Raw genomic sequence first — 16790 nt, forward strand, 5'->3', positions numbered from 1 at the left:
AGAATATGTATCCAATATTATATTGACAAGAATAAATGATGCTCTTACAATTGAAAATGATTATCAACATCAATTAGGGGGCTCCTACATGTTTAATGCAATAAATAATCGGAATATTTTATTAACAACTATCTTTATTTTCCTCTTATCAACAGTATTACTTGGTTGTACAAATGCTAGTGATGATGCTACAACGTCAAAAGACGATAATGGAAATATGCTTACCATCGCATGGCCAAGGGATGTGGGTGCGATGAATCCACATGTTTATAATCCTTCACAATTATTTGCTCAATCGATGGTATATGAACCGTTAATAAGTTACGGGAATGGCGGAGAGCTAAAGCCGAATTTGGCAGAATCATGGGACATATCTTCCGACGGAAAAGAATATACATTTCATCTTCGTCAAGATGCGAAGTTTTCTGATGGAACAAGCTTTAATGCAGATATAGTGAAAAAGAATTTTGATACTGTGTTGAACCATATGGAATTACATAGCTGGTTAGGATTTCTTTCGAAAATAGCTAGTACGGAGGTAATCGACGAATATACGTTTAAAATGACATTAACGGAAGCCTATTATCCAACAATTCAGGAGTTAGCTGTTGTTCGACCAGTTCGTTTCTTGGGTGAAGCTGGATTCCCTGCAGATGGTGATACCTCAAAAGGTGTCGTAGAAGCGGTTGGTACAGGTCCGTGGATTTTGGAAGAGTATAAACAGGATGAATATGCGATTTTCAAACGAAATGAAAATTATTGGGGAGAACTTCCAGAAGTAGAAAAAATAAAAGTGAAAGTCATTCCTGATGCAGAAACGAGAGTACTAGCGTTTGAAAAAGGGGAGTTAGACTTAATTTATGGAGAAGGTGTCATCAGTTTAGATGCTTTCAAACAATTGGAATCCACTGGTGAATATGAAACTACTATTTCTGAACCAGTTGCTACGAGACAGCTTGTTATAAATACAACGAGAGAACAACTTTCAGATGAACGTGTTCGCCAAGCATTACATTATGGATTTAATAAGGAAGCAATGGTAAAAGGAATCACTTCTGGACTAGAAGAAGCAGCAGATAATATTATACCAACAAACTTGCCTTATACTTCAGATATTGATGTGAAGGTCATTGACCATAATGTTAAAAAAGCAGAAGCGTTATTAGACGAAGCGGGTTGGACACTTCCTAAGGGGAAAAGTGTTCGTGAAAAAGATGGACAGCCGCTTGAAATTGAGATGATGTACGATTCAGCAGAATCCATTCAAAAAGCAATGGCAGAAACGCTGCAATCCGAGTGGGCAGCCATTGGTGTAAAATTAAATATTGTTGGAGTAGAGCTTGCGGTTCAAGTTCAAAGATTTAAAGATAATGAATTTGATATTAATTTCTTTAGTAACTATGGTGCTCCATATGACCCGCATACATTTATTAATATTGTGGCAAAAGAAGGCTTTGGATTTAATGAAGCCATTTCAGCTTATCCGAACAAAGCGGAAATACTCAAACAAATTGCACTGATTCCGCAGACAACGGACGTAGCAGAACGTCAACAGCTTTACACATCTGTTTTAACATCACTACAAGAGCAGGGAGCCATTCTTCCTATCTCATATATTAAGAAAACAGCAATTTATCAAAAAGATGTCACGAACTTCAATTTCTCTGCGAATCGTGACGAAAATCCATTCACAGGAATTAGCATTAAGCAGTAAGCAGGTAGGAGGCTTTTATGGGCACTTATATAATAAAACGAATAATGTCCATTATCCCGGTTTTTCTTTTGGCTGCACTTCTAACGACTGGGATGATTCACCTATCACCAGTGGATCCGGCCGAGGCCTATTTAACAGCGGCTCATATTGAACAAACGGATGAAATTTTGGCCCAGAAAAGGCATGAGTTTGGTTTAGACCAACCATTCTTCATGCAATATATAAACTCTATTATAAAGATATGCCAACTTGATTTTGGAATATCTTATGTTTCGAATAAGCCTGTTTGGGATGAGGTTATTCACCGATTACCAGCGACAATGCAGCTAGCTTTAGCGAGTTTATTCATAGCTGTGCTTGTCAGTGTTCCTCTCGGTTTCATGGCAGGAGTAAAGAAAAGCAGCTTTATAGATCATTTTAGTCGCATCCTTTCCTTTTTCGGGGCATCGATTCCATCTTTTTGGCTAGGTTATTTATTGATTTTTTTCTTTTCTGTCAAATTGGATCTTTTCCCAGTCGAGGGGATTGGGACTTGGCTGCATCTTGTTCTTCCTTCCATTACATTGGCTCTACCTTTAATTGCGATGTATACAAGATTGTTGCGGGCTAGCATTCTTGAAAACCTTCAAGAGCCCTATGTACTTTTCGCAAGGACAAGAGGGATAAAAGAAAAAACCATTATGGCCAAGCATATCTTAAGAATTACCATTTCCCCGATGATTACAGGTTTGGGGATGAATCTTGGGAAACTTCTGACTGGAACGATTATCGTGGAGACCGTTTTTTCTTGGCCTGGGTATGGCCGTTATTTTATTGAAGCGATTTTTAACCGCGATATACCAATCATTCAATGCTATGTACTAATTGCCGCTAGTTTATTTATCCTTAGCAACCTAATGGTGGATCTGATTCAAATGTATATTGACCCGCGCATTTCCAGGAAAGAAGGTCAACAACGATGATAACCAGTTTACGCAGGGTATTGATAAGTCAAAAAGTGATTCCGATATGTGCCATTATATTAGGAATTCTTTTTATCATTACGATTTTGGCTCCCTGGATTGCGCCCAATGATCCAATTGCGGTCAATTTAGCTTTTAAACTACAGACTCCATCCTGGGAATTCCCATTAGGAACTGATCATCTGGGAAGATGTAACTTATCAAGACTTTTATATGGGGGCCGAATATCTTTAGGCTTTGCTATGCTCATTTTCATTTCGTCTTTAACGATTGGTTTAATAATTGGAACCTTTTCTGGATATAAGGGCGGATGGGTGGATCAGGTTTTGATGAGATTTTGTGATGGTGTGATGGCTTTTCCTAGTCTTATCCTTATACTTGGACTGGTTGGTATTTTCGGTCCTGGACTTTCGCAGGTCATTTTAGCGCTGATGCTTGTGCAATGGGTCTATTACGCGAGAATGTTCCGAGGAATGGTACTTAGTCTGAAAGAACAAAACTTTATTGCCGCTGCGAAAATAAGCGGGTCTTCTCAATGGAAGATTATTAAAAATCATATTGTCCCAAATGTACTCCCACCACTTGTCGTCATGGGTACATTAGAAATGGGTTGGGCGATCATGGATATATCTGCTATGTCGTTTCTTGGTTTAGGAGTACAACCGCCTACACCAGAATGGGGAGCGATGATTCACGAAGGAAAGTCGTATATTCGGACGAATCCTGAATTAATGCTTTATCCAGGTTTGATGATTATGCTCGTGATTGTGACCTTCAATTTATTGGGCGAAGCGTTATCCGAACGGTACGGTGTCAAACGTCGATTTTAAAAAGGAATGAGAATGTTGGGTTCAAAACAGTCGAATGTGTTACAAGTGAGAGATTTACATGTACAGGTAAAAACAAAAGATGGTTCTACCCAGCTTGTTGAGGATATCAATTTTGAACTAAAGCATGGGGAAGTACTGGGTCTTGTTGGGGAAAGTGGATGCGGTAAAACTGTTACGAGTATGTCGATTCTTCAGCTTCTCAATCGGAAAACGACCACGATTGAAGGCAGTATCAATTTACTTGGACGAGAATTGAACGGTTTAGGTGAGAAAGAAATGCGTGAAATCCGTGGCAAGGATATCGCCTTTATTATGCAAAATCCGATGAATGCTTTTACGCCTGTTTTTACGATTGGTCATCAATTTATTGAAACGATTCGTTCACACACAAAATGGAATAAAAAACAAGCCACAGAGCTGGCGATTGAGGCATTGCAACATGTGAATTTATCAGATCCTGTTAAACTATTAAAAAACTATCCTTTTCAATTGAGCGGTGGCATGCTTCAACGGGTCATGATTGCCATTGCCGCCTGCTTACATCCAGCCGTTATCATAGCCGATGAACCAACAACCGCATTGGATGTAAATAATCAAAAGAAAGTGCTGTACCACTTAGATAAAATTCGATCTGATTATGGGTCTGCCATATTATTAATATCCCATGATCTCGGGGTTATTTCCGAAATGGCAGATGAAGTTGCTGTTATGCAGAATGGCCGAATCGTAGAAAAAGCCAATGTGTTCCAACTATTTGATCAGCCACAGCATGAGTATACAAAAAAACTATTAAATGCACGTTCTAAATTACATTTAGATGAATCTGTCATTCATTTGGCTTGACCTAGGCATCGATAAGGGGTGAAAAAAAATGAGTTTATTACAAGTAAATAAAGTAACTCATAGCTATGGATCCCGAACGGTTTTCAACTGGAAACACCGTTCAAAAAATATACTTTCCGACATTTCTATCTGTATTGAGGAAGGAACCTGCTTAGGATTGCTTGGTTCGAGTGGTGCTGGTAAAAGTACATTAGGAAGAGTGATTCTTGGTCTAGAACGACCACAATATGGTCAGGTCCTTTTTCAAGGACAGGATATATATACGGCAGATAAGCAAATCCGTCAAAAAATTCGTCGTGATCTACAGGCTGTCTTTCAGGACTCATATTCATCGGTCAACCCTCGAATGACAGCCGAACGAATTATTGCAGAGCCGCTAGAAAACTATGAAAAGCTCACAGTTGCTGAGCAAAAAAGAACCGTTATTGAATTATTAGAAAGAGTAGGGCTAAGTGAAGCGGACTTAAAAAAATACCCCAATCAATTTAGCGGTGGGCAATTGCAAAGAATCAATATCGCAAGGGCCATCTCACTCAAGCCAAAACTGATTGTTTTAGATGAATCTGTCAGTAGCCTTGATATGGTGAATCAAACTCTTATTTTAGAATTACTAAAGGAATTAAAAGCAAACTTCGGCTTATCCTATCTCTTTATTACACATGATATTAAAGCTGCCTATACGATTAGTGATCGCGTAGGTGTACTAGAAAAAGGAAAATTGGTCGAGCTTTACGATGACAAAAAACAGTTCCTTACATCAAAACATCCTGTAGTAAATGAGATGAGAGATTCAATGCTGGCAGAGCACCCACGTTTTCGTTCTGTTAGACGTGTTTAATTTATTATTATTTACACTTTTCGAATGCCTCGATTTCAATTTTAAAAATCGGGGCTATTCTGTTTATTTGAAAGGATAGGAGGAGGAAATTCGTAATGAATCATCGTGCGTACCTCACCTTGGCGATTCCCCTGACAATCTCAACCATGACAACGCCCTTGTTAGGTGCTGTAGATACAGCCGTTGTCGGACAACTACACGATCCGGCATATATTGGAGGAGTTGCAGTCGGGACACTTATTTTTAATACTTTGTATTGGGTATTCGGTTTTTTACGGGTAAGCACATCTGCTTTTGCAGCGCAAGCGAGTGGTGCAAGCGATCCGGCTCAAGGAATACTTGCTTTATCTAAGACCATTTTTATTAGCTATTGTGGTCGGGGTGTGTTTTATTCTCTTACAATGGCCGATTGAATATGGCGCTTTAACATTATTTTCCTCTGACTCTGATGTCGCTAAGTTTGCGGCTGAATATTTTCGAATTAGAATTTGGGGTGCTCCATTTACATTGATGAACTATGTTATCCTCGGATGGTTAATGGGGATGGCTAAGATTAAAGAATCATTATGTTTACAAGTGTTAATGAATGTTTTGAATATGATTTTGGCCATTCTTTTTGTCCATGTCTTTTCTTTTGCTGTCAAAGGGGTCGCTGCAGCTGTTTTGATTGCTGAAGTGACAGCATTTATATTTGGATTATTCATTATTATAAAAGCATCACCATTTACATGGAGATTACCATCCTTTCAAGAACTTATTGATACACAGTCAATGAAAAAAATGTTTAACGTTAACAAGGATTTGTTCATTCGAACGATTTGTTTATTGGTGGTAATTAATATGTTTACAGCAAAAGGTGCTTCGTTTGGTACAGAATTACTAGCTGCCAATGCTGTTCTTTTCCAAATCCATTATATTATGGCTTATTTCTTCGACGGGTTTGCCAATGCGACGAGTATTCTCGTCGGCAAAGCGGTAGGTGCAAACGACAAGGAATTATATAAAAAAACTCTTACTTTATCAAAGCAATGGTCGGTGATAACGGCTGTTGTTATCGCTTGTATATATGGATTATTTCAAGAACAAATTATTGCGCTTTTTACCAATCTACCTCTTGTAATCGAACTATCAACTACATATGGAACATGGCTTATCCTTTACCCATTTGCTGCGTGTTTTGGACTTGTCATTTATGGTGTCTTCACAGGAGCAACTGAAATTGCTCCCGTCCGAAACTCAATGATATACGCAATGATTGTCTATATCCTTATTCAAATTACGGCAACACCAATCTGGCATAATCATGGCCTATGGCTGGCTTTCATTGCTTATTCGATTGGTCGATCTGGATTCTTAGTTATGTATACGCCTAGATTAAATAAAAAATTGTTATATGGAATGAAAGGAATCTGATAATTATTGTGTGAATTTGGATAAGAAAAAGACCATCTAGAAAGGTAACGGGTTCCGTTACCTATCGCAAACATTAAAAATGTAAAGTAAAATGAGTGCCAAATTGTAGGTTAATTTGTCACTCATTTTTCTTACGATTAGTCAATATCTTTTTTTTTGAGCAGGAGAGTTTAGTGTTAAATAATAATTGGGGGCGAATTACTAAATTTGGCATACGACCTAGCTAATTGGGATTTTTTTACTAGGTCAATTGAATATGTTATTATTTAAAAAACTATGATTTGGAGGCCAAACCGTAATCATAGTTCATATTGTGTGTTGTAAGAAAGAAGATATTCTTCAAAAGCTTATTCACACAAGCGATGGACGCAACTTTATGACATTTGTTATAGGGTTGCATTTTTAATTTATCATAATACTCAACGATGTGATTGTGTCCGAAACGTCTTTGCTTAATCATGTTCTGGATGATTAAAAAGAGTAGTTTTCTTAAGTGCTTATTTCCACGCTTGTTTGTTGTTTTCAAAACGATTGATGTCTCCGATTTCTGCCATAAAGCGAACAGCTGTATGGGGCCGATTCCAGGAAAACTGAGTAACACCTTGTATTCGTTGCGTTTTTCTACTAATTGAACCATATCCTAGATACACTGTTCCTTCTGTTTGAGAAGGTCCTGGTACCGTCTAGCGTATAATCGTAGTTGCTCGCACAATACATCTGAGGAAGAAACAGCTGGATAGGATTGTTGGGAGGCTTCAATTAATGCGATTGCTTTCTTGTCAGCGCTTGCTGCAGATATATTTTTATTTGTATTGGCACGTATTTTATTTTTTATAATTGTTTTTGATAATCCCAGAACAATATCCTGATGTGGAAACAATTGGACAATGTTGAGAAACAAATCAATTTATTTGTAAAGAGTTTCTCTAGCTCTGGAAACGGTAACTGAATAACTTTATGCAGTCGACTGCGAATAACTGATAATTCATCATCAAGCTCACTATAAAATCTAGAAAATGATTTTAACTGATAATAAAGGTGTTCCGTTCCTTGCGTCTCCCTACGAAAGGTTGAAAAATGGGTTAAAGCTAATTGATGTGCATCACTTTTATCAGTTTTAAAAATCCTTAAAGAATCGCATTTTTTCTTAGCCTCTAAAGGGTTTAAAAGGCAGTAGAAATATTGGTTTTCCTGCAAGAAACGCTCTATTGGTCGTGACTAGACACCAGTTGACTCAAACACAATATTGGGTGTTCTCCATACCCTTCTATTAGCTCATTAATCTGGTGCCTCAACTTTTCAAATTAAGGTTTGGTGTGTTTAATTTCACCTTCGAAAATACATTTTTTCAAGCCATTATAAATGACCATGTAACTCTTTCCCATACTAACGTCAAAGCTATCACATGTTTCATATTGCCCTCCTACAATTCTTTGTATTGAAGAGTCTTCATCTTACACTTATCGATTCCAATTTCTTATACACGATCTCAAGGATCCAACATACTTAAACCTGATTCAAATAAGGTAAGTGAAGAAGGTCTAGTTTTATTGACGGATTCAAGACCCAAAAATGAGTACGACCTATTCTTCACTTCTACTATATAAAAAATAGTAGTGCAGACCAACGCCTTGGTCTGCACTACTAATCTTAGTATGTTTTATTGATGTAAAGCGATTTGTGCGGAGATTACACTAAAATTTGTATAGAAAAATGCATACCAAATTGTAATGGTAAACTGGCTGTTGTACCCCCTAAAAATAACCCACATTTTGATACAAATCGTCCTACAAAAATAATTAGACTGAAAGTTACATCTAAATATAATTGGATATTTATGTTAAGATGAGATAAAGTTTGTGAAAAAATTTACTTAAGCTAACGGGGCAGGTTAGTTGAATTATCTTTCCCGTTTGAATTATTAAGATCAATAATAAGAAATAAAAAAAAGAAGCAAAATATGCTTCCTTACAATGGGAACTAGTTATATGATCTTAATTATTTACCCTAAATCCTTATATTTAGATTTTTCCCTTATCTAATTTAGTATAGCTCTCAATTTTTGTAACTGCATAAGCTGAATAGTAAAAAGTTAAAAAAATAATAAAATCATATAGAGTGGACCAATTCTTAGGGTTGTAGAAGTCGATGGCATTAAAGAAATTCATTCCTCCAAATGCCGCAATTGAAGAAAATAAGATACCCTTTAACAAGGGATTCATTTTTGGTTTAAATTGTAGAGCTAACATTACTGCAACGGGTGCTAAAGAAAAGTGATAGGGTAAAAATAGAAAAGGTGCTAGAGGGATGATTACCATAGGGTATGACCAGAGCCCTAAAGATAAGGCGGCAAGATCTATTGTAAGTGATAATATAATAGTCAGTAAGCCGCCTAAAAGGAGACGTCCCGTGCTATCTTTCTTCCTGAGTCTAAACCAAACAATCCATGGAACAATAAATAGTGCTAGACCAAACCACCATTGCCATGTTGAGAGAAATTCTTCCGTCACTATTTTTGCAAATAAAGAACTGATCTCAGTTAACTGATTATAAGCTTTTTCTGATTGAGCGAGCCCCTTCTCAAATGCCACTTTCATTACACCTCCAAAAACATAGTTATAATATATTTTTTTCATTTATGTAATAAATTATGTAATGGTATTTTTTAAGAAAACAGGAGCCTTCACCCTAAGATTGTAAACTGTTGCACTTAAGCTACCGGGTTCAAGAGTTTAAGATTGGAACTGCTGCGGAAATCCCTTTCCTATTGAACTAACGATGCAGGTTAGTTTAACAACAGGGTTCAATAAATTACCTATTATTAATACAAAAAAGCGTGAGAATACCACGCTTATCATTGTCTTTTTTTTAATTGTAAATTGCCTTTATTAAACATAATAAGTCCATTAATTCGCTCATACAGGGCATATAAAGGATATAGCAGACCTATAAATACGATGATGGAAGGTATTTTTTCAATAGCAGGTATAATGCCTGAAAGCAAAGATATTAATGTTTCTGTTAAGTAAATAAATAAAGGAATTATTACTATCAAACCGATCAGAAGAAATGGTGTTACTTTAGTTTCTTTTAGTTTAGCTTTGCAGTAAGGACATCTCATTGTAAATGGTGATGAAAAATCCTCAAAATCATCAAGCGTTATTGCTTTTTCACAATTTGGACAAGGGACAGAGGTTCTCATTATAAATCTCCTTATAAACGAATTTAAATTTAGTATAATTGGGAATTACCTGTTAAGTAAACAGAAATTCTTCCATAAGGAGATCGCTTTTTCTTATTCGACTAACGAAGCAGGTTAGTGAAAGAAGTTATGAGGGAATTTTGTATTTATAAAATTCTGAAAATGTTATAAGTAAAAATGTAACTAATTGGAATTTAACAAAAAACCCATAGGGATGTGTTTATTATGAAGATATTAATTATAGGACTAAGTATCGTGGTGATCGCTTTTCTAATTTCAATGTTTTCAAGCGATTACACTTTATTGTATAAAATCACAGGCGTTGTCGGAATTATCTCACTGATATTAGGTGCTTTGTTATCTGGAGCATTCTTGGATGGGGATAGGTTAGGTAGAAATCTACAATCCGAATCAAAAGAAGATAGAAAACAAAGATCTTCACAAACTAATTCTATATTGTTAATAGGATTACCTAATTTATTAATTGCAGCGGTTTGCTTTTTTCTAATGAAATAAATGAATAATAGTTACCAACTCCACATCGTTTGTTAAACTCTAGGGTGCAATAGTTAAAGATGAGATCGCTGTGTCGGTCTTTTTGCTTGTTCAGCTATCGGGGCAGTAAATTGAAGATGAGAAACGATATTTAATAAAAAAATCACTGATTAAACACCAGTGACTTGACTTAAAGGTTTCACCTTAATTATTTTTCGACTTTGAAAAAAATAAGGCTCCTCAGTAAGATATGAGTATAGACACCACACTAACTCACAACTTTAGGAGGAACCCTAATATGAATTTTAAAATGCAAGACAAACAAAATCAACTAATAGAAAGAATTTCCGATACACATCTAATTGTAGGTGTAGATATTGCTCAACAACTACATGTTGCAAGAGCAGTTAATTTTCGTGGAATTGTTGTAGGAGACCCTATTTCATTTAAAAATAATGAAGAGGGGTTCTTTAAACTATTAAACTGGATACAAGATTTAAAAAGATTGAAAAACTTAAATGAAGCAATAGTAGGTATGGAGCCTACTGGCCATTACTGGATTAACCTATCAAGCTGGTTATATTACTAAAACATTGAGGTAGTAACCGTCAATCCCCACTTAGTAAAAAGGAATAAAGAGATTCGTGATGTTACCCAATCTAAGAGTGATAAAAAAGATGCACTAGTTATCGCAGATATGGTCAAAAACGGCTACTATTCTTTTATTCGCCCATCCTCAGAATCATTTGAAAAACTTAGAGTTCTAATGTCCAACCGTGATGTGATTGTAAAACGTCTCGTAATGTCTATAAATCAAATAAATCGATGGGTGGATGTTGTCTTTCCAGAGCTACGACAAGTGTCTAACGATGTTTCGTGCAAAGGAGCCATCGCAACCCTTTGTTTGTTTCCAACCCCAGATGAAATATCTTCAATGGAGTCACTTGATGTCCAGAGGGGATGGAAGTCATTAATGAAAAGGCAACCAGGACATAAAAAAGCTCAATTACTGATCAATCTAGCAAAATCTTCTATTGGAATTGGACAAGCACTTGATGCTTATAAATTCCATCTAGAACAATTAATAGAAGAATATGACCTCGCTGTAAAACAACTCGAAAGAGTTGAACAACAAGTTAAAGAAGTTCTCTATAATATACCATTTGCAAAAAAACTACTAACGATTAAAGGGATAAGTGAAATTTCATTAGCTGGGATACTAGGTGAGTCAGGAGATCTAAGTGGATTCGCTCACTGAAACTCTCTATTACGACATGCGGGATTACATCTAGCTGAAACAAGTTCAGGCAAATGGAAAGGTCAGATTGTCATTTAAAAGCGTGGAAGATCAAGACTGAGACACTTCCCCTACTTAGCAACTATGAGCCTTGTAATGAATAACCCTGAATTTAAAGCCCTACATTCCCATATTGTGAAGGTCAAGAAGATAAAGAAGATGAAATCAATTATGAAACTGATCGGTAAACTAGCAAGGATTTTTGTAGGAATAGCACGACGAAACGAGTCCTACTGTCCTAATAAAATTCAAGAATTAATCCCTTTAGCTGCTTAGAAATAAAACACTATTTATAAAATATTTCATTTGAAAAATTGACTTTAATTTTGAATGTTGTATTCGTAGGATTTCGAATATGTACGGAGTACCAGGTTTATTCAACAAAAGGGCACTGTGACCCATCAGGTTAGCATAACTGGCCTCCACCCCTTGGATAGACATGACGAAGGAATGAGAGGGCAATTGACCCGTTGAGACATGGGAGGGAAAGCCTCCAGGGGCGGCGTGGAGATGTACATCATATGGTAAAATATGGAGTAGTAGCTAACCCCTTTATTTACCTATGCCTTCACGAAGCCAAATGATCTGAATTCATTCCAATTACCCGTCATCCTATTTATAGAGGTTATGAAATCCTGCGAATAAGTGAGCATTCAAGAGATATTCGTATCAAACTGAGGGAGTTTAATAAGGAAATTCGCTAAAATAGGCTAAAAAGGTAACCGGTTGATTTTCCCCTCCAAAATAAAAGAGTCCCAAGGGACCCATATTAACTCTAATATGCTTTAATTCGCATTTTTAAGACAATGAATGAACTTTATTTTTCTGACTTTGTTCTTTTTTCTGCATCACCCTTTTAGTGTCGGTTTAGCATTGCACGATTCCTGCTACTGCTCCACTGGACGGTCCATCTGTACTAAAGGTATTCCCATTAGCAATTAGATTAATAATTTCAAAAGTTCCTGTTTCTGACACCGTAAAAGTTTCTACGGTGGCAAGTCCACTAAAATTTGGACCAGTTGCAACACCAGTCAGAGTAACAGAGAAAGATGTTGGGGAACAAACAGGAAACCCAACCTCATCGTTATTAGCAGTAAATGTAAAAGAATTAGCAGCAACGTTGTTATCTACATATTCTATGGATACAAAACTTCCGTTAATCATACAATCGGGACATATTCCTGCTGAAAAACCTAGTGTTCCACTAGAAGGTTGTCCATTAATAATTACACCCGTGTTTGCAACAGGAGTTGGAAAGGTTGACGCAGTTGCTCGACAATCACAAAGTCTCCTAAGACCCAAAAAATCACCCCCTCTTTCTATACGCTATGATGGATACATTATTTTGACAGTACAAATAGCCTAATAAAGAGGAATTTTACCGAATTGTTACTGAGCTAAACCAGCTAATAGTTTGTCAACATTTTTCAATTAAAAGTTTAATAACCTCATGTTATACTAAAAATATTCATGCCAAATAACCTTCCGTTATGCTCTTTTTGGAAGGTTTTGTTGTATTTAGTTAGATATAGATTTTAAGCTATATCTTGGAAAGGAGATCTGCTTTTTAATAAGGCGTAAATCCAATGTAAGAGCTTATTAACACAGGCAATGATTGCTACTCTAAAGGGTTTTCCTTCTTCTCGTTTTTTGTCGTAAAACTCTCGTAGTCTTCTATTGCGTGGAATGATCTCATCGGTTGTTTTCTTTTTACGGGCATCCCGAATTCCACTTTGAACAGCCATATACAGGGCATGGCGAAGTCTACATGAACCACGTTTGGTAATTCGGTTTATGGATGCAGTAAACTTTCCAGAAGAGTAGACACTAGGATCTATTCCAGCGAACGCAACTAACTTCTTGGCACCATTAAACCGATCTATCTCCCCAATTTCAGAAATAATCGTTGCTTTTAACAATTCGTTCATAAATTGGTAATATTTATTGGACATCCTATCATCTGTAATAACAAACCATTTTTTAGGAGGAAGTTACACGATGAGAAGGATGATGATGATTGTATTTTGTGCATTTGCTTTAATGTTTGGACTCCTAGATTCAGGCCAGGTACATGCAGCAACAGAGGAAAAAGAAGAAGTTAAAATGTCAGACATACATGGCCATAAGCATTTCAAACATAATCCTGAGTTTCTTATAAAGCAAGCAGAATCATTAGGGATTAAGACCGAGGGCAAAGACACAGAGACAATCGCAATAGAAGTTAGGGAAGCATTGATTAATAATAAGGCTAAGGAACTAGGAATAGATACCAATGGGAAAGACCTTTATGCATTAGCGAAAGAAGTATGGGAAACTGAGATCAAAAAAGAAGCGCAAGAGTTGGGGATATCGACGGAAGGAAAAAATCTGCGAGATTTAGCAATTGAAGTCCATAAAACACGAATAAAATTAGAAGCAAAAGAATTGGGAATTTCCACTGAAAATAAGGCAATTAAAGATTTAGCAAAAGAAGTCCGAGATAAAAGGATTTTCCTGGCAGCTGAGAAGTTGGGAATCGAAACAAGAAATAGATCTGCAGATGAAATTTTTAAAGAAATCATGACCAACCATGCGGATAAGGCAAAAGAGTTAAATCTATTTCCAAAAGGAAAGTTCCATTTCTTTAAACATTCAAAAGAAAATTAGGTGAAAAATAAAATGGAAGCCTCAAAATAAATGGGCTTCCATTTTATTTTTTGACTGTTTTAGAAATGAGTGTTGTTTTTCGAACTGTTGTAATTTTAAGATTTAATTGAAAAGAATATGTAGCTATAATCTTGTTTTCCTCTGATTCTGATGTCACTAGGTTTGCGGCTGAATATTTTCGAATTAGAATTTGGGGAGTAACCTTTACATTGATGAACTATGTTATCCTCGGCTGGCTTTCATTGTTTATACGATTGGGCGATCTGGATTCCTAGTCATGTATACGCCTAGATTAAATAAAAATTATTACATGGAATGAAAGGAATATGATAATTCTATGTGAAAAATTTGGATAAGAAAAAGACCATCTAGAAACGATGGTCTTTAAATGCGTTTTGTTCCAATGTATCTTGGATGCCAATATGAGTTGTTTGTGCTTGTAATCATGACTCCTTTTGATGAAGAAGCCATAATCATTTTACCATTCCCGATATACATGGCAACATGTGTTGGACTGCTTGCCTTATTTGGAGCATAAAACATTAAATCCCCTGGTTGAATGTAATTGTAGATACGGTATCCGTTACCGTAGAACATTTGAGCAGCTGTGCGATTTAGTGTTTTTCCAGCACTTGCGTAGGAATACTTAATAAGTCCTGAACAATCAAAACCACTTGGTGACATCCCGCCCCATCGATAAGGTACTCCAATATTAGACTTTGCCACCGAAACTGCTTTTGTATGATAATATGCTGCTTCCGCTTTATCACCCATGTTAGAAAACAAAGTACTGAAAGAAACTATAATGACAAAAGCTACGACGAATTTCTTAAGCATATTTGTTACCTCCTAGTGTGATTTGGTAGTTTAAATATACTAGAAAGGTGTAACAGTGGTATCACAGCAAGATTACAATTTTATTAAAAATTATTTTGATATAATTTTATGCCTTGTTAAGAGCTAGTTTTATACCAAAACCTATCATTATAGTTTATTATCACCTCTATTAATTATGGTAAAGCAAGCATTGCAACTGATATGAATCATTTATATAATTAGATAAATTACGTAAAAATTGAATCCCTAATTAAAGCCTTTTACTCGATTTACTAGATGAAATGAATAGGATGGATGTGCATCGGCGAATCAGTTTAAACTCGAAAATATGAAGATGACAAATTCAAACTTAACAAAATCGGAGGAATAAAAATGGCAAAAACAAATCTGTGTCAAAGCTGTGGAATGCCCATGAAAGTTTCAAGTGACTTTGGAACTGAAAAGGATGGGTCACCTTCAGAAAAATACTGTCACTATTGTTACCAAAAAGGTGAATGGCTACATCCGGAAGTAACATTCGATGAATTTTATGCATTCAGTTTAAAAAGGTTTCAGGAATCAGATATGAATCGGGTTGCAAAATTTTTTCTCAATAAAATGTATACAAAAAATTTCTTGAAAAAATTAGAGCGCTGGAGCTAAACACAAAATTGTGCAGATGCTGAATATGAAAACGAATGCCAAAATTAGGTGGTTGGAAGCAATTTTATTACCTAAACAAATAAGGAAAGCATTCTGGTAAAACACAGAACACTTGCCTATTAGAGATTGCTTGTATTATTCAATTATTTGGCTTTTGGTTTCTCTTTACCCATAGAGTCAAATAATTGTTTTGATGATAAGGCATTGAATGGTAAAGGTACATTGTGTTTTAGCCCTTCGTTGTAAGCCGCTTTTAAGTCTTTCAGTAAAACTGCCAAGGCAGTGTCTGCTGTCCATTCAGAAACATCGCTCCAATTTTTTACTACCCAGCTATCACCTGTACTAACTTTTAATAAGTTTATTAACTCTTGTTCAGGTAAGTTATAGTGTTTACCTAATTTAAGTCCTTCAGCTAGAGCATTCATGTTAATACCTAGAATCATATTATTCACTAATTTTGCAACTTGGCTATTGCCTGGTTCCTCGCCATAGTAGAATGTATTGGAACCAATCGCATCAAAGTATGGTTGGAAAGATTTCACGATTTCTTCTGAACCTGATGTCATAATCGATAATGTTCCAGCCTGAGCACCTGAAGCACCGCCGCTTACTGCAGCGCTAATTAATCTCAAATCACTTTCTGCCTCGACTTTTTTGCCTAATTCATTCATGGTATCAGGGTCTAGTGTACTCATAACAATAATGGTTTTATTTTTTGGTTGAACAGAAAGAATCGCGTTATCCCCAAAAATAATATCCACATTTTGGGCATAGTCACGAACCATTGAGATAATCGCTTCGTCAGCTTGTTCCGCCACTTCGTTTAACGTCTCTACCATTGTAATTCCTGCAGCTTCTGCCTCTTCATAAACACCTCTAAACGCATCATACCCAATTACTTCGAAACCAGCTTTCATTAAATTAACTGCCATTTGGAAGCCCATTGTTCCTAATCCTACAAATCCAATTTTTTTACTCATGTTGAATTCCTCCATTATTTTTCTATATTTTTTTCAAGTAATTAGATCTATCACATAAAAAACTTTCGAATAAAGTTCTTAATGTTTCGTC

At 36.1% G+C, this 16790-nt stretch carries 13 protein-coding genes and 4 pseudogenes; 10 read left to right on the plus strand and 7 right to left on the minus strand.

Annotated elements, in window-relative coordinates:
* Positions 1-88: 88 nt before the first annotated feature.
* The 6 genes and pseudogenes from nikA to QUG14_RS01265 all read left to right on the plus strand — a co-directional run bounded on the left by nikA (position 89) and on the right by QUG14_RS01265 (position 6600).
* On the plus strand, positions 89-1714 hold the full coding sequence (gene nikA, locus QUG14_RS01240) for a nickel ABC transporter substrate-binding protein (protein ID WP_289338617.1): 1626 nt from the start codon (positions 89-91) through the stop codon (positions 1712-1714).
* 17 nt (positions 1715-1731) lie between these two features.
* Entirely contained in the window at positions 1732-2676 is a 945-nt protein-coding gene (gene nikB / locus QUG14_RS01245) for a nickel ABC transporter permease subunit NikB (protein WP_289338619.1), read from the plus strand.
* Positions 2673-3506 (plus strand): nickel ABC transporter permease subunit NikC, encoded by an 834-nt coding sequence (nikC, locus tag QUG14_RS01250; RefSeq protein ID WP_289338621.1) that lies wholly within the window; start codon positions 2673-2675, stop codon positions 3504-3506. Before nikB ends, nikC begins: the two co-directional genes overlap by 4 nt.
* 15 nt (positions 3507-3521) lie before the next feature.
* Complete coding sequence (nikD, locus tag QUG14_RS01255) at positions 3522-4349, plus strand: nickel import ATP-binding protein NikD (RefSeq protein WP_289338622.1); 828 nt, start codon at positions 3522-3524, stop codon at positions 4347-4349.
* Between the two features lie 28 nt (positions 4350-4377).
* Positions 4378-5187, plus strand: coding sequence for a nickel import ATP-binding protein NikE (gene nikE / locus QUG14_RS01260; RefSeq protein WP_289338624.1), 810 nt, complete (start codon positions 4378-4380; stop codon positions 5185-5187).
* A 95-nt stretch (positions 5188-5282) separates the two neighbouring features.
* Positions 5283-6600 (plus strand): annotated as a pseudogene (locus tag QUG14_RS01265) (MATE family efflux transporter).
* Between the two features lie 274 nt (positions 6601-6874).
* Here QUG14_RS01265 and QUG14_RS01270 read toward each other — a convergent pair.
* The 3 genes and pseudogenes from QUG14_RS01270 to QUG14_RS01280 all read right to left on the minus strand — a co-directional run bounded on the left by QUG14_RS01270 (position 6875) and on the right by QUG14_RS01280 (position 9802).
* Positions 6875-8014 (minus strand): annotated as a pseudogene (locus tag QUG14_RS01270) (IS110 family transposase).
* A gap of 607 nt (positions 8015-8621) precedes the next feature.
* Positions 8622-9197, minus strand: a complete 576-nt coding sequence (locus QUG14_RS01275) for a CBO0543 family protein (RefSeq protein ID WP_289338625.1) — start codon at positions 9195-9197, stop codon at positions 8622-8624.
* Between the two features lie 257 nt (positions 9198-9454).
* The gene (locus QUG14_RS01280) at positions 9455-9802 is read right to left on the minus strand and encodes a hypothetical protein (RefSeq protein ID WP_289338626.1); all 348 of its coding nucleotides are present in this window, start codon (positions 9800-9802) and stop codon (positions 9455-9457) included.
* A 225-nt stretch (positions 9803-10027) separates the two neighbouring features.
* Here QUG14_RS01280 and QUG14_RS01285 point away from each other — a divergent pair, with 225 nt between their 5' ends.
* On the plus strand, positions 10028-10318 hold the full coding sequence (locus QUG14_RS01285; RefSeq protein ID WP_289338627.1) for a DUF5316 domain-containing protein: 291 nt from the start codon (positions 10028-10030) through the stop codon (positions 10316-10318).
* Positions 10319-10595: 277 nt separating this feature from the next.
* Positions 10596-11870: pseudogene (locus QUG14_RS01290) on the plus strand (IS110 family RNA-guided transposase).
* 591 nt (positions 11871-12461) lie between these two features.
* Here the strand turns inward: QUG14_RS01290 and QUG14_RS01295 are convergent.
* Together QUG14_RS01295 and QUG14_RS01300 are read right to left on the minus strand one after the other, a co-directional pair.
* Positions 12462-12896, minus strand: coding sequence for a hypothetical protein (locus QUG14_RS01295; protein WP_289338629.1), 435 nt, complete (start codon positions 12894-12896; stop codon positions 12462-12464).
* 233 nt (positions 12897-13129) lie between these two features.
* A pseudogene (locus QUG14_RS01300) lies at positions 13130-13510 on the minus strand (transposase); the annotation flags it as partial.
* 82 nt (positions 13511-13592) lie between these two features.
* On the opposite strand from QUG14_RS01300, the gene QUG14_RS01305 reads away from it, so the two are divergent.
* Complete coding sequence (locus QUG14_RS01305; protein ID WP_289338631.1) at positions 13593-14240, plus strand: hypothetical protein; 648 nt, start codon at positions 13593-13595, stop codon at positions 14238-14240.
* Positions 14241-14624: 384 nt separating this feature from the next.
* Here the strand turns inward: QUG14_RS01305 and QUG14_RS01310 are convergent, their stop codons facing one another.
* The gene (locus QUG14_RS01310; RefSeq protein WP_289338633.1) at positions 14625-15077 is read right to left on the minus strand and encodes a C40 family peptidase; all 453 of its coding nucleotides are present in this window, start codon (positions 15075-15077) and stop codon (positions 14625-14627) included.
* A gap of 372 nt (positions 15078-15449) precedes the next feature.
* On the opposite strand from QUG14_RS01310, the gene QUG14_RS01315 reads away from it, so the two are divergent.
* The gene (locus tag QUG14_RS01315; RefSeq protein ID WP_289338634.1) at positions 15450-15719 is read left to right on the plus strand and encodes a zinc ribbon domain-containing protein; all 270 of its coding nucleotides are present in this window, start codon (positions 15450-15452) and stop codon (positions 15717-15719) included.
* Positions 15720-15862: 143 nt separating this feature from the next.
* On the opposite strand, the gene QUG14_RS01320 is transcribed toward QUG14_RS01315, so the two are convergent.
* Positions 15863-16699, minus strand: a complete 837-nt coding sequence (locus QUG14_RS01320) for an NAD(P)-dependent oxidoreductase (protein ID WP_289338635.1) — start codon at positions 16697-16699, stop codon at positions 15863-15865.
* Positions 16700-16790 lie beyond the last annotated feature (91 nt).

This window comes from Neobacillus sp. CF12, assembly GCF_030348765.1.
In the GTDB taxonomy this organism is placed as follows: Bacteria; Bacillota; Bacilli; order Bacillales; family Cytobacillaceae; genus Neobacillus.